Here is a 14,322-nt window from a genome sequence, read left to right on the forward strand (position 1 = left end):
ACTCACTCCTGACAATAATCAATTAAAAGTTAAAATCCCCAAAATCTACTGATACCTTAACTGGTTGCAGTTCTTGAATTTCTTGTTTAAATGAAATATCTTTTAATAAAATTTCAGGATGATCTACAATTTGTTCAAAAATCTCAACATAACGCTCACATAACTTTTGAACCGTGTCCCTAGTATATAAAGAGGTTGCATATTCCATAGTCAGTTCAATTGTATCTTCCAATTCAACCACTCTTAGCAATAAATCCATTTGCGCGCGCTTAAAGTCGTGATCATATGTCTTTAGTTCTAAACCATCGATAAACATATGATCTTCATCCATATTTTGCATAACAAATGAAACATCGAAAAGTGGGTTCCTATTATACGTTCCTTGAAGTCCTAATTGATTAACCAGGTCCTCATATTGACATTTTTGATGTTCAAATGCTTGTAAGACCTGTTCTTTTACTTCAAATAGGAATTGAGTAAACCTTTGTTCAGCTCTTGGATAGTTCCTTATCCCTAACATGTTTACAAATACTCCTATAATATCTTGTAAATCCGCATGTGGGCGACCAGTAATTGGTGAACCAATAACAACATCCTCTTGGCCAGTATATTTACCTAGCAAAATATTATATACAGAGAGCATTAGCGTATATAATGTAGTTTCTTCTTTTGCTAATAAACGCTTAATTTTCTTGGTAACATTTGAATCAATAATAAAGGATATTTTACTACCTTTCAGATCTAATATTTCAGGTCTTGTATAATCAGTAGGCATATTCAAGACAGGTACACCATCTTTAAATTGCTCTAGCCAATACTGTTCATGTTTGAGAGCAATTTCTTTTTCTTTTTCACTCTGCTGCCATTCTGAGTAATCCTTATACTGTATTTTTAAGCTTGGTAATTTCTCTCCAGAGTAAAGCGCAAATAGATCTCTAACGAAAATATCATAGGAAACTCCATCAGTTACTATATGATGTAAATCAATAATTAAAATATGTTTTTGTTCTTCCAATCTAATTAACCCTACACGGAAATATGGAGCATTATTAAAATTAAATGGGCGAATAAACTCATTAATTATTTGTTCCACTTCAGATTCAAAGCCCTTAATTTGAGTAATATGGAAATCAGCATGATCATGAATAATTTGTACCGGTTTATCATTTTTCATTTCAATAGTAGTTCTAAATATCTCATGACGCTTAATTAATTGAGTGAACGCCTTTTCTAAACGTTCAATGTTTAATTTTCCATTCAAAAGAATAACGGAAGTATCATTATAAGCTGTACTTTCTGGATACAATCGGTGTAATACATAAAATCTCTTCTGAGCTGAAGAAAGCTGATAATGAGATTTAGGTTCAGCTGGAACAATAACATCAAATTCACTCTTATCTGCCCTTGAAATATAATTTGCTAGTTTCTCAATATTTGATAGAGTAAAGAGTTCTTTAATAGGAACTTCAACATTAAACTCTTTATGAATTTTTGAAACAATAGTAATAGCCTTAAGTGAATCTCCACCTAGTTCCAGAAGATCATCATGAACACCAACTTCTGAAACTTTAAATATATTTCTCCAAATTTTTGAAAGCTTTTCTTCTACCTCATTACGAGGTGCTACATATTCAGTCAAGAGTTGTGGTCTAGAATGGTATAACGTAGAATCTAATTCTTCTTCCTTCTCATCATTGAAAGAATTTAATAACACCCATTGATCAATACGCGCTTGCAGTTCTCCTGGAGAATGAATCAGTACTTCCCCTTGTTTCCATGACAGTGCTATATTAAAAGCCTGAACTCCTTCTTCAGGTGTCATAGATAATTCATGTACACTTGCACCTATCTGCATATCTTTTTCTTCATCATCCCAGTATTTCCAATCACTCCAATTGACACTTATCCAAGGCAGGTTGGAATAACGATTTATATATTGTGCAAAAACATCCATGTATATATTTGAAGCAGCATATGATACATAACCTAATCCACCTAAGACCGCTGAAATTGAAGACATTAGAACACAAAAATCTAAATCTTTATTTCGTAAGCACTCTTCTAAATTGAGAAGACCATAAATTTTTGCAGAAAATTGTTCCTCACAGTCCTCTTTTTCAAGTTCCTGAATTAAATTAAAAGTCTTTCCACCAAGAATACCTGCACCATGAATTACACCATTAATCTTTCCAAATTCTTGTTCTGCCTTATGAATTGCTTCGTATAGTTGTGATTGATCTGTAACATCAGCAGCAAGTACATAAACTTTAGATCCCGTTTCTTCTATCTCTAAAACTTTACGAATTCTGTCCGAATACATCGTATTTTCCTTCAAATGCATATCCCACTCATCACGATTTGGCAGACCTGTACGTGTAAGAAGAACTAAGTTGGCTTGTACAGTTTGAGCCAAGTGTTTCGCAAGAATTGTACCAATACCTCCGAGTCCTCCTGTAATAAGGTAAACTCCATTTTTTCGTAACGGCAGTTTCTCTTTAGCTGGCTGTTCTAGTTGTAAAGGCTCGTAAGTTTGAACAAATCTTTTATTTCCTCGATAAGCAATCATCTTATCATTCGTATTTGAAAGACATTCTTCTACTAATTGATTTATTAACCTGCTCTTCCATTCTTTGTTTAGAGGTAAAACAACATCAACACTTGAACAAGAAAGATAAGAATACTCTTGTGGAACAACTAATGACGTTCCAAGTACAGTTGATTTTTCTGGAATTAATTCTTCATCACCAATCACTTGTTGAACACCATTTGTAATAATTCGAATTGAGATTGAATCAGAGATATTCTTGTCTCCTAGTGCCTGAGTTAAGTAAAAAATTGAATAGAATCCTAAGTTTTGTTTACAATTTACATATTCAATTGAGGCTTGTCTTTCCTCATCCGTAATTCCCCACATATGAACTATTCTTGTAGGTAAACCACATATTTCCTGTACTTCATCCAATAACTTAACGTAATCTGTACGTTCTTCAGGATTTATAATGAAACGATCGTTATTCTCCTTATTAAAAGCAAAGCCAGGTTCTACTGTAACTACTCTCTCCCCTTTATTTAATAAGTCCTTAACTAGTTCATTACCTAATCCTTCTTGATCCACAAAAACAATCCATGTCTCATTCACATCATGATTTGGTTCAAACAATGTAGAACTTTTCCATTGCGGTGTATAGAACCATTCAGAAATGTTGTTATTCTTACTAATTTTAGATTGCTTACTATTAAGCTTTTGACCTAAATCATACGGATTACCTTGTAATTTATAAGATATTTTATTGAAAGAATACATTGGTAATGGGATACGTCTTCTCTTCTCATCTTTATAAAATTGTTCCCAATCTATAGAAATACCTGTTACCCACATTCGAGTGATGTGACTAAATAAGAAATACATATCTGATACATCTTGTTGAACAGATCGAACCGTATTAAATATTCTTTCATTACCATTTTCATAGTCTAAAAGGCGACTAGTAAGCCTACTAAGGTCATTTCCAGGACCAATCTCTATGAATAGACTTGTATTGTCGCTATTCAACTCTTGAATTCCATCAGAGAATCGAACAGTTCCACGCATATGTTTTACCCAATAAACTGGGTTTGTTGCTTCTTCAGGTCGTATCCAAGTACCAGTCAAGTTTGATAAATAAGGTATTTTAGGTTCTCTAAGTGTCAATGTACTAACATAGGAAGCATACTCGTCCAGAATTGAATCCAGTTCGTGTGAATGTGCTGCTCCTTCTATTGTTACTCGCATACACATTAAACGCTTTTTCTTTAATTCATTTTCAAAATCTACAATTGCTTCTTCTGTCCCAGAAACTATACAAGCTGGACCATTAACTACCGCTAAAGAAATGGTATGTTGATATTCTTTTTCAAAAGAATTAATTAAATGAATTAATTCCTCTTCTGGAAGCGGAACACTAAGCATTACCCCTGCAGGGAGACTACTCATTAGCTGACCTCTTTTTACAACTAATTTAAATGCATCTTCCAAAGTAAATACTTCTGCTAAACAAGCAGCCACATATTCGCCAAATGAATATCCAATCATTGCTTCAGGTTTAATTCCCCAACCCATTAATAGTTTCGCAACTGAGTATTCAAACGCGAAAAGAATCGGTTGACTAAATTCCATTTTTTTCAATTTTTCCGTTGCCTCATCAATACTGAAAGTAGTTGGGTATAACACTTCTTTCATGTTTACATTCGTAACAGATTGAAGGATTGCAAAGCATTCATCCATAGCTTCACGGAAAATTGCCTCTTGTTCGTATAATTCTAACCCCATGTTTACATATTGCGATCCGTTCCCAGAAAACAGGAAGTTGATTTTAGGATGTTCCTCTTTTACATTTGCATATTGTACTCTTCTTCCGTCTGGCTGGTTTAATTGTTCAATTCCTTCTTGAGTACTGGAACAAACTAAAGCTCTCCTATGCTTGAATTCCTTACGTCCAATTTGCAATGTATAACTAGCGTCTGCCAAATTCAAATGAGGATTCTGTTCAAGGTGATTTCCTAAATTCAAAGTCATACGATCCAAAGCATCTTTCGATTTTGCCGAAATCATTAACATCTGGTATGGTCTACTATTTGAGGTTGCTTCAAGCTTTGGTGCCTCCTCCAAAATAATATGTGCATTTGTACCACCAATACCAAATGAACTAACACCTGCACGTAATGGTTTATTATCCTCTTTCCACTCATTTAATTGTTGATTTACATAAAAAGGTGTCTTTTCAAATCCAATTTGCGTGTTTGGTTTTGTGAAATTCACACTTGGCGGAAGAACCTGATCTTTCATCGCAAAGACCGTTTTAATTAGACCAGCAACACCAGACGCTGCATTTAGATGACCTACATTTGCTTTAACAGATCCAATTGGTACAGATTGTTTTTCAATAGAGTTAAACACTTCACTAAGCGCCTTGATCTCAATGGTATCTCCTAGTTTAGTAGCAGTTCCATGTGTTTCAATATAGGAAATAGACTCAGGTTCTATATTTGCTTCATGTTGCGCCATTTTAATAACTTCTACTTGGCCCTCTACACTAGGTGCAGTGTAACCAATTTTCCGATTCCCATCATTATTGATCGCCGTTCCTTTTATCACTGCATGTATAGTATCTCCATCATTTATAGCGTCCTGTAAAGGCTTCAGGACAACAATGCCAACTCCGTCTCCAAAAAGCATTCCATTTGCATTTTCATCAAAAGGACGACAATGACCATCTGAAGAAAACAGCATTCCTTCTTGGTAGGTATAACCTGCTTTTTCAGGTTGAGTTAATGTAATACCCCCAGCTATGGCAATATCACAATGCCCCTGTAATAACGCTTGGCATGCATTATGAATAGCCACCAATGATGTTGAACATCCCGTAAAGATATTCATACTTGGTCCTTTTAGATTGAATTTGTAAGAAATTTGAGTACTAAGCGAGTCTTTGTCGTTAAGTAATGAAATTAAGAATTGTCCAGCTGGTTCATTTGCCTCTGAAAGAGTAGATAACACTTGCCAATATAAGTTAGGAGATGCCCCACTATATACACCAATTAGGCCCGGGTATGTCTCGATATTATATCCAGCATGTTCAAGGGCAGACCACGCACATTCATGAAATACTCGTAGTTGCGGATCCATTAACGATGCATCTTGAGGTGTATAATCAAAGAATGGAGCATCAAAATTATCAGTTCCCTCTAAATACCCTTTCGCTTTAACATAATTAGGGCTTTTTACTTCCATAGGATTCACACCAGATTCAATTAACTCTTCATCTGTAAAAAATTGAATAGACTCTGTACCAGACTTTATATTATTCCAGAATTCATTTACATTCTGTGCTCCAGGAAAACGCCCATCTATTCCTATAATTGCAATATCGTTATCTTCTTTCGTTTTTCGATTAAATCGTTTTGTTTGTTTAACTTGATTCTTTTGCTTATCTCCACTTAAGTATTTCGCTAAAGAACGAATACTTGGATACTCAAACATAACTCCAATTGAAATATGTTTTTCTAATCTATTAATTAATCTCTCATGAATTTGAATTATATGAAGTGAAGTTGCACCAAGATCAAAGAAATTTTCATTTACATTTACAGTATCAACACTGTAAAACTCTTTCCAAATCCCTATAATTATTTCTTCTACTTCATCTTGATTTCTGAACTTATCTCCCGTTTTCGTTTGAGTTTCCAATTCAGAAATTCGTTTACGAGAATTCAGATTGATCCATTGATCAAAACGTTTATTTAAATCTCCTGAAGAAATAATTACCTGATTTAAACCACTTAAACCAAGCACACATTGGAATGTTTTTTGCCCTTCCTCAGATGTCATTTCAAGTGCTTCTATACTTTGAGCATTGAATATTTTATTAACCTGTTCAGTTCCCGTGTACTGCCAATCTCCCCAGTTAATACTAGTCCATCGATTATTAGATGTATTACTCACTTTGTCTGAAAAACTATCTAAGTAAAGGTTTGCTGCTGAATAGGCTACAAAACCTAATCCACCCAAAATAGGTGAAAGTGATGAAACAAGATAACAAAAATCAAGATCATAATTACTCAATAACTTATCAAGAACTAGCACACCATGTACTTTAGGAAGAAATTGCTCTTCACATTCAATCCTACTTATCTTTTCCATTGGACACTGAGCTGATTTAACACGTAAGACACCTGCTGCATGAATTACCCCATTTATGTGACCAAAATTAGCCTCAGCCTGATGAATCACGTTTCTCATCTGCTCTTCATCAGCTACATCTGCAACAGCTGTCATTACTTTTGCTCCCAATGACTCCAACTTCTGAATATGGTTAATACGTTGACATAATTGTTCATTTTCAATCTGTGATTGAAGAATTTGATCCCATTCTTCACGATCAGGAAGAGCTGTTCTACTAACTAATATTAGTTTAGCCTTTACTGTACGCGCCAAATATTCTGCTAATTTAAGGCCTACTCCTCCCATTCCACCAGTAATTAAATAAACCCCTTCCGATCGAATATTCGGAATTTTTGAAGCTGATTCATTTTCATTTATTACTAGCATTTCACTTACTTTTTCATCAGGTATAGGCTCATAAATTCGAATGTAACGAGTATTATTTCGAATTGCTATTACAGTGTCAATAATGTCCGTTTGAATCTCAGAATATAAGTTTGATATTAATGCTTCTTCATTATCAGACAACATAAAATCTACACTACGGCATCTAATATTTGGATACTCTTGCGGAAATACTTTTATAGGAGCCAAAAGAGTAGATTTTTCTGCAATAATAGACTCGGCTCCTACTACCTTTTGCATATTATTCGTCATAACATTTATATTGATAGGATAAAGTAAATTAAATTTACTAACTGTCTTTGCAAGTGATATTAATGAATAGAATCCAGTATCTAAGGTCTCGATACCTAAATCCTTATTATCGACATTCCATAGGTGAACAATCTCCTCTGGTAAACATTCTTGTTTTTGTAGCTCATTAAATAACTGATAATAATCTTCTTGTTCAGTAGGGCATATTGTAAATTCATTTAAACTAATCTTTTTATATGAAGGACCCACACCGACTGTTATAACACGATGTCCATCTCTTTCAAGTTTTTCTTTAAGAGCTAAGCCTATATGCTCATTGTCTAAAAATAACAACCAACTTTTAGTAGATCCTTTAGTTACATCTACAATTTCTTTTTCCATCCACCCTGGAGTATAGAACCACTCAGCTATATTAGAACGTTTCTTTATCGATGTTTCTTCATTATTAGTTATATTTTGCTGTTCAGCTGGATCTATCCAATATCGTTTTTTCTCAAAAGGATAAGTTGGTAAGGCAATACGTAATCTATATTCCTCTTCATACAGTTTACTCCAATTAATTTCTACCCCTAACTCCCACGCTTGTCCCAATACCTCTAACAAGTCGTCTCGTAAAATAATCTGATTATTATTAATTTCAGAATTTAATAACTCTCCAATATGTACAATCACAGAATTAGGATCTACATCCTTAACTTGTGTTAGAAGTTCTACTTTTTCTCCATGCGTCCATTCTGTCTGTAACTCTGTATAGTTCTCAACTAATTGATTCAGGACACCTTCTGGCTTAAAAGATTTATTATAAATATCTGAAACCATTCCAGCTAAGCCTGTACCAATAATGTTAGAAGGACGTACATCACATTCAATTAATACATCAATAATCGATTGCAAGCAGACGAAAAAGGTTAAATCTTCAACCAAGCTATCATCTGTTCCTTTAAAGAATGCTTCTTTCAATGCTTTTCCAGTATACATTTGGGCATCAGTCATATTACGCTCAAATACTTGTAAAAATAATGGTTCCTTTTGGTATAGTTCTTTTACATTCTCAATAATTGATGAGTATTCGCTAGGTAACACAAATACCAAATCTGGATTTTCTTGCATTTTCACGTGAAAATCTTTAACTGTTTTTAAATTGCCTATGGCGCTATCTATATCCTTACATAAGACCGCTCTTCTATACGGAAATGGTCGACGGCCAGTTTGCAATGTGTATGCTACATCTGCTAATTCAACATCTTTATTAGATTCCAGATATTGAACCAAATTTACTGTAGCATTATTTAAAGCTTCTTTTGATCTAGCAGAAAGAACCATTAGTTTTTTCTCTCTAGTAGAAACAGAACTTTTAACTTTAGGAGCTTCTTCTAGTACAATATGAACGTTAGTTCCACCATATCCGAAAGCACTTACACCAGCTCGAAGAGGATCATTATCATCACTTTGCCAATCCACCAAATCTGTATTGATATAAAATGGGCTATCTATAAAATCAATTTTCGAGTTAGGGCGCTTCACATTTAAAGTTGGCGGGAGTTGTTTATGTCTCATAGATAAAACTGTCTTTATAAGTCCCGTTACCCCTGCAGCTGTATCTAAATGACCTACATTACTCTTTACAGAACCAATTGCACAAAACGATTTCTTGTCCACATCTTGAAACGCTCTCTTTAAAGCCTCTACTTCAATAGAGTCCCCTAATGGTGTTGCCGTCCCATGCGTTTCTACATAACTAATAGTAGAAGGATCAACTTCAGCAAAACTATGTGCTGCTTGAATTACTTCAGCCTGTCCCTCAACACTCGGAGCAGTATAGCCTACTTTTCGACCTCCATCATTATTTGCTGCTGATCCTTTAATTACACCATATATCGTATCTCCATCAGCAATCGCATCTTCTAATCTCTTTAGTATTACCATACCTACACCATCACTAAAAACTGCACCCTGGGCTTCTGCATCAAAAGTACGTACTTTTCCATCAGGTGAACTTGTCATTCCTTCATGATATTTATAACCATTCTTTTTAGGATACGTTATAGATACTCCACCTGCAGCTGCAATAGAGCATTCTCCAGTTAACAATGATCTACATGCCAGATGAATGCTCAAAAGAGATGTAGAGCAAGCTGTATACAATGTAAAACTCGGTCCCTTAAGTCCCAACTTATAGGATGTAAGCGTTGAAATTGCATCTTTATAGGAAAGAGTACCCGCCTCTGAAAACTCAACCACACTATCACTGTTTAATAATGGCGTGTGCTTCATCCAATTAAAATTAGTAGATGCTCCTACGTATAACCCTATTAATCCTTCATAATCAAATGGATTATAACCTGCCATCTCTAATGCTTCCCATGTTGTTTCCTGTAACATACGGATTTGGGGATCCATTATTTTCGCTTCTCTAGGTGTATAAGCAAAAAAGGATTCATCAAAATATTCTACTTCCTTCAAATACCCTTTTGCTTTCACAAAATTAGGCTGTTGTAAAACATCTAAATTAACACCTTCTTTAATTAACTCATCTTCAGTAAATGTAGAAATTGAATCAACACCATTTTTTAGGTTATCCCAGAATTGGTTTATTTCATTTGCACCTGGAAATTTACCTGCCATTCCAATAATCGCTATTTCCAAACCAGTTTTACTATCATCTTGATGCTTCATTTTCACTTTCCTCCTATTTTGTTTAATTCGGATTTTCTATGCTTTACATACTCTTAGCTACAATACTTAGAGCTAATACTGCTATTTCATAAACTTAAGCAAAAGAAAAAACACATGAAATTACCCATAAAGTAGCTAAAGTGATTTACATACCTGACAGAAAACAAAAAATTTTAATTACATTTCTATTCCTGGATTTCAATGATATTTTGAGCACTCATTTTTATTCTAAAAACCTAATACTTTGGTAATAATTCTGTTAATATTACACGTTATGTAGTTAGTAACATATTCACAAGAAGTTCTCTTTAAGAAATTAATTTGTAGAGTAATAATTTTGTAGGGGATTTATGTTATAAAATTAAGCATACTTTTTCCAATATCATATAGAAAAAAACAAAAAAGTGACATACAGTGAATATTGAGAAATAAAATTCATTTATTCCATATCTAACCAAAATAGAACGAATTTTCAATTTTAAATTGGATTTTCTTGCATTTATAATTGCATTCTCTATAAATCATCTATGGTGAGCTTTTAAACTTTAAACATAAATAAAGTTATATGCGAAATTTTTTAGTTTAGATGAGGATCTATAAGTGAATTCATTCAAACGTTTTAAGAAAATATTGAGGATGAACATTGTTAGTGGAGCGCTTACTATCGAAGGCAAACTTATTTCTAGGATTGCTGACTTACAATTTCGCTTTGTACGACTCCTAAGACAGATCAAATAATTTCATATGCTACAGTACTGTTTATCTTTCCGTTCATGTTGTTGATTTTCCGTTATGTTTTGATATGCACATACAATATTTTCATCTTATACCCATTACTATTGTCCTGCAGACACTTTATATTATCTTCAAACCCACTATTTCACTAAACTGTAAAATTAAAACCGATAAACTTCCGAATAAACTGAAAACTTATGAGAAATTGACAAGAATCCTTAATAGGATCTTTTCAATATATATTAACTTCAAACGCATGGAATCAGGACTAAATAATGATGCTATACAGGGGAATATTCTACTTAATCACTTTTCATATTGCTCTACTCCAATTAGGCTGTTTGATAACAGTATATTAATGATAACTCCTATACTAGGCTATTATTGATTATTGTTTTCGCGAATTTCTTCGGAAGGTTCTTCCGTCGGATCTGGCTCATCTTCATCAACTCCATTGCAACCACATAACAAACCTACAGATAAAACAGTAGACATAAAAGCAAGTAAATATTTTCTTTTCCTCACGGATTATTCCTCCTTTCAGCTAAATATTTATGCTATTATCATCTACTTTTAAAAAAAGAATATGCTGAAGTTTTTTCAGTATTTTTCCCATACATCCAATTAAAATTAAATATAATTATTGAAAAGGTAAGATTTTAAGATATCTGTAAGCCTATCATAAAATGGAAAAGGGAGTTAACAATCATAATTACTCTGTATACGAAATTGTTTTTTTCAAATACTTTAAACAAAAAACTTCAATAGGAGTGAAAAAATTGATAAGAAACAAACGTACAGTGATTCACCTATTTTTATTATTGGTTGTTATCGCTGTTTTTATATGGTCTGTTATTAACCCCGCAAAATACTCGACATGGGCAACAGAAGCTATCCCTGCTATTTTCGGTTTATTCATTGTAATTACAACGTACAATAAGTTTCGTCTCACCACTCTCTCTTATATGATTATTACAATATTATCCATAACAATGTTTGTCGGTGGTCATTACACATACTCAGAGGTGCCTCTTTTTAATTGGATACAAGATATTTTTGATTTAAAACGAAATCACTACGATCGATTTGGACATCTGATAAAAGGTTTGTTTATCATTGTGATAAGAGAAATCTTATTACGGAAAACTCAACTAACCGAAGGCCCTTGGTTAATTACGATTAGTATAAGTATTTCACTTGCTATTGCTGCATTATACGAAATCATTGAATGGTTAGCTTTTCAACTAGCAAAGGGAGGAAAAGCAGCAAAAGACTTTTTAGGTATGCAAGGCGATATATGGGATGCACAATGGGATATGTCACTTGCCTTAGTAGGCTCGATTTTTGCGTTACTCACCCTCTCGACATTACATAACCGGCATTAAAAAAGAATTTATAAAATTCCAGTTCAATAATATATAGCTTTTCATCTCATTTTTGAATTTCACATAAAATATTTTTACATATTTTCACAAAAATACTCTGGTAACATTAAAGGTTCCAATTTAAAAATCAAGAATTATTAGTATAAGTTGGTATTATAAATTTCTATAAAATATCGCATTATAAATAATGTGGAAATGAACCTAGTGTTTCTTTTTACGATTTTTTATAGGGGGGACAAAATTGAATATACTTAACTTTTTGATGTCATCATTGAATTATAGGAAAATAATCCAACGAATACTTGAGTTATTCGGAAATAAAAAGAAGAACAATAAAGGATGGATTTGGGCTTCTTTACTAGGATTAGGAACAGTTTTAGGGGTATTGGCAACACGTAATTCAAGTATGATGAAACCTATAAAACATACGTTCCAAGGTTTTCAAAATAAAACAAGATCATTTATTCCATCCAAAGTAAATTTAGCAAATATGGAATTTGCTGATGAAATTACACCTAACAACCAAAAGAGACATGGTAATCAAACTAATAATCATCACCATTACAAGACAAAAATCCCATCAAAGCAACAGTAAATAGATAGCCGGTTCTTTATCTTACAGGGAACCGGTTCATTTATGTCTAAACGTACAATCTTCTTTTTTGAAATGGTAATCCCTAATGCATCCTTAAAGTAATCATTGATTTATACAAAAAACTGCAAATTATCATTATATATTTTTTATATCTTTTATAAAAATGAGGATACTACATTATGAAGAAATTTTTAAAGTTTAGCTTGATAGGAATATTAAATACATTTATCACACTTATTAGCTACATAGCTTTGGTTAAAGTTAGTATTAATTACCTTACCGCTAACTGCTTTGCTTATTTAATTGGTGTTATTAACAGTTATTATTGGAATAAAAATTGGGTTTTTGAATTCAAAAATAAAGAGATATCATTATTTTTGAAATTCCTAACCGTAAATATAATTGTATTAACTTTTAATACAATTAATTTATTCATATTAGTTGATAAACTTTTTATAAATAAGTTTATCTCACAACTTGTTTCTATCAGTGTTGGTATGATAATGAATTTTTTCCTTAATAAACTTTGGACATTCAACAAGCAAAATCATTTGCAATAATTTAATATATTCCTACTGCAAGGAGGATAAAAGCTTGGAGAAACTTATTTCAATTATCGTTCCTATGTATTTTGAAGAAGAAGTAGCACAAGAATGTTATAATTGCTTAAAGTCTGTTATGCTACAAAATAATATTGATTATGAATTTATCTTTGTAAATGATGGTAGTACCGATCGGACGATGGAAATTTTAAAAGGTATTTCAGCCGAAGATTCTCGTGCTAAAATCATAAACTTTGCTCGTAATTTTGGACATCAAATAGCTGTAACAGCAGGAATTGATGTTGCTAAAGGTGATGCTATCGTAATCATTGATGCTGATTTACAGGATCCACCTGAAGTCATCCCAGAACTTATCGCAAAATGGGAAGAAGGTTATGAGGTTGTTTACGCGAAAAGAAAACGGCGTGATGGTGAAACTTGGTTTAAACTTGTAACAGCTAAATATTTCTACCGTTTCTTAAATTTCATGTCTGATATTAATATTCCTAAAGACACAGGTGACTTCCGTCTTATTGATTGTAAAGTAGCAGATGTATTCAAACAAATGACAGAACGAAATCGTTTCGTACGTGGAATGATGTCTTGGATTGGATTCCGCCAAACATATATTGAATACGTAAGAAATGAACGTTTTGCGGGTGAAACAAAATATCCCTTAAAGAAAATGATGAGATTTGCCTCAGATGGTATTATTGCATTTTCTACAAAGCCACTAAGAATGGTTATGACTTTAGGTTTAATTTCTGTATTAATTTCTATTGCAGTTTTAATATACTCAGTTATTGTTAAATTTATTGGACAAGATATTCAAACTGGATGGGCTTCACTTATGGTTGCTATCACATTCTTCAGTGGTGTGCAACTTCTTGGCCTTGGTATTGTCAGTCAATATATTGCTCGTATTTATGACGAAAGTAAGAATCGACCAATCTATGTTGTAAAAGAGACTGTAAATATAGAAGAGGATATAGCTGTAGACGATAAAGACAAATTGAATAAATCTTAAATATA

General features: G+C 33.0%; 6 protein-coding genes. 4 read left to right on the top strand and 2 right to left on the bottom strand.

The window, feature by feature from the left end; genetic code table 11:
- Nucleotides 1-22: 22 nt before the first annotated feature.
- The gene (locus MR167_RS02045) at nt 23-10,033 is read right to left on the bottom strand and encodes a type I polyketide synthase (protein ID WP_242313795.1); all 10,011 of its coding nucleotides are present in this window, start codon (nt 10,031-10,033) and stop codon (nt 23-25) included.
- 1,116 nt (nt 10,034-11,149) lie between these two features.
- Nucleotides 11,150-11,293: a hypothetical protein gene (locus tag MR167_RS02050; protein WP_001231640.1), complete on the bottom strand. Its 144-nt coding sequence runs from the start codon at nt 11,291-11,293 to the stop codon at nt 11,150-11,152.
- A gap of 254 nt (nt 11,294-11,547) precedes the next feature.
- On the opposite strand from MR167_RS02050, the gene MR167_RS02055 reads away from it, so the two are divergent.
- The 4 genes from MR167_RS02055 to MR167_RS02070 all read left to right on the top strand — a co-directional run bounded on the left by MR167_RS02055 (nt 11,548) and on the right by MR167_RS02070 (nt 14,317).
- Nucleotides 11,548-12,153 (top strand): DUF2238 domain-containing protein, encoded by a 606-nt coding sequence (locus tag MR167_RS02055; protein ID WP_242313797.1) that lies wholly within the window; start codon nt 11,548-11,550, stop codon nt 12,151-12,153.
- 241 nt (nt 12,154-12,394) lie between these two features.
- Nucleotides 12,395-12,748: a hypothetical protein gene (locus MR167_RS02060; RefSeq protein WP_242313799.1), complete on the top strand. Its 354-nt coding sequence runs from the start codon at nt 12,395-12,397 to the stop codon at nt 12,746-12,748.
- 179 nt (nt 12,749-12,927) lie between these two features.
- Nucleotides 12,928-13,308: a GtrA family protein gene (locus tag MR167_RS02065; protein ID WP_242313801.1), complete on the top strand. Its 381-nt coding sequence runs from the start codon at nt 12,928-12,930 to the stop codon at nt 13,306-13,308.
- Between the two features lie 34 nt (nt 13,309-13,342).
- On the top strand, nt 13,343-14,317 hold the full coding sequence (locus tag MR167_RS02070; RefSeq protein WP_242313803.1) for a glycosyltransferase family 2 protein: 975 nt from the start codon (nt 13,343-13,345) through the stop codon (nt 14,315-14,317).
- Nucleotides 14,318-14,322: the final 5 nt, after the last annotated feature.

The sequence above is a fragment of the Bacillus cereus group sp. BfR-BA-01355 genome, from assembly GCF_022663675.1.
Lineage (GTDB): Bacteria > Bacillota > Bacilli > Bacillales > Bacillaceae_G > Bacillus_A > Bacillus_A thuringiensis_S.